General features: G+C 70.5%; 1 protein-coding gene. It reads left to right on the top strand.

The genetic code is table 11. The annotated features are described in order from the left end of the window. Positions 1 to 266: 266 nt before the first annotated feature. Positions 267 to 1829: DUF2169 family type VI secretion system accessory protein (locus tag FAZ21_RS19995; RefSeq protein ID WP_136775185.1), on the top strand; the 1563-nt coding region annotated here is incomplete at its 3' end.

The following is a 1829-nucleotide window of genomic DNA, read 5'->3' as shown; positions in this document are numbered from 1 at the left end:
ACGTGGCGCCGAGGAGTGGAGGGAGACCTTAGGCTCCCGACCGACGTAGGGAACCCCGGAGGGGCGCAGACGCGGGCCGCCTTTTCTTTGGTTCGTTTCTTTTGGCGGAGCAAAAGAAATGAACCGGCCCGCCCGGTCGCTAAGGGCATCAATCAACCCGCGCCGCAGGCGCTCAGCTTTGAAGCAGTTGCAGTTGCAGTTGCCGTTGCAACAGCCGCAACCGCAACCGCAGCCCACCCCCAAGTCCGGGCAGATGGTGCCACCCCATGAAAACCATCAAACCCCTCACCCTCGGCATTCTGCATCGCCCGTACAGCATCGGCGGTCGCCAGCGCTTTGCCGTCACCGCCCTGGGCTTTTTCCGCCTGGGCGCCGACAACCCGCGCTTCCTGATGGAAAACCTGCAATGGCCACTGGCCTTGCCCGCGCTGCCGCCGATGCAACCGCTGGACGAAGCGTGGCCCAAGCCGCGCGGCGAGGTGTTGCTGGGCGGAGCGGCGTTTGCGCCGGGCGGGGTGCCGGTGCCGCGCATGGACGTGCGGCTGGCCTGCGCCGGCGTCGATAAAACCCTGCGCGTGCTGGGCGATCGGGATTGGTACTACGGCCTGGTGCCGTGGCTCAACATCGGCGACCCAGCGCCATTTGCACGCATGCCGCTGGGCTGGGATCGCGCCTTTGGCGGCGATGGCCACCCGGCCAACCCGCTGGGGCAGGGCTACCGGCCCAACCCGGTGGCGGGCTTCGTTGGCCAGAACCGGGCCGCCATGCCCAACCTGGAATACCCCGACCAGCCAGTGCGCGGCCACCTGCGCAAACTGGAGCCGGCCGGCTTCGGCCCGCTGGACGTGCGCTGGACGCCGCGTGTCAAGCAATCGGGCACCTACGACGCCAACTGGCTGCAACGGGAAGCACCGGGGCTGGCGGGCGATGTCGCGCCCGATTTCTTCATGCGCGCGCCGCTCGACCAGCGCCTGCCGGGCTACCTGCTGGGCGGCGAAGCGTATCGCCTGGAAGGCCTGCACCCGGACCATCCGGTGATCGAAGGCCGCCTGCCGGCGCTGACGGCGCGCGGCTTTGTCCAGCGGGCCGGCCAGACGCCCGACCAGGCCGAAGCGGTGCCGCTGGCGTGCGACACCGCGTGGTTCTTCCCCGAACACCTGCTGGGCCTGATGGTGTGGCACGGCGACGTGGCCAGCACCGACGTGGATGGACTGGACATCGTGGCGGTGATGGTGGGCTATGAAGCCGCGCACGATACGCGCAGCCTGGACGACTACCGCCAGGTGCTGGCACTGCGCAGCAACCTGGAAACCGCCGCGCTGTACGCGCTGGACGAATCGCAACTGGCCGCGTCGTTCCCACCCGCGCTGGCCGCGCATCACGCGGTGCAGGATGCTGCCGAACGCGCGGCCGAGCAGGCGCGGCGGCAGGCCATCGTGGCGGAAGCGGACGCCGAATTCTGGGCCGAATCCGGCATGCCGCGCCCGGCCGACCACCAGCCGCCCAAGGCGCCGGAGCCACCGCTGCCCGGACCGACCAAGCGGCAACTGGCCGACAGCGATTTCAACCTGGCCGCCATGGACGCCGCCACCAAGGCATTGATCGCCCAGACCGAGGCGCAGGCCGCGACGATGCGCGCCGAACTTGCCGCCGCCCAGGCCGAACTGCCGCCGCCGCCCGCGATCGATCCGCTGGCCGAGCGCGAAGCGGTTTACGCCCGGGCCTGCGTGCCGGCGGTGGACCTGCTGCCCGCCGTGGCGGCGGCCACCCCGCTGGTCGATGCCGACGCCCTGGCGCTGACCGGCGCCATGGAGGCCGCCATTGCCGCT

This window comes from Chitiniphilus eburneus (assembly GCF_005048205.1).
GTDB lineage: Bacteria > Pseudomonadota > Gammaproteobacteria > Burkholderiales > Chitinibacteraceae > Chitiniphilus > Chitiniphilus eburneus.
The sequence above is the reverse complement of the archived record's forward strand: the minus strand, read 5'-3'. Positions and strand labels throughout refer to the sequence as shown.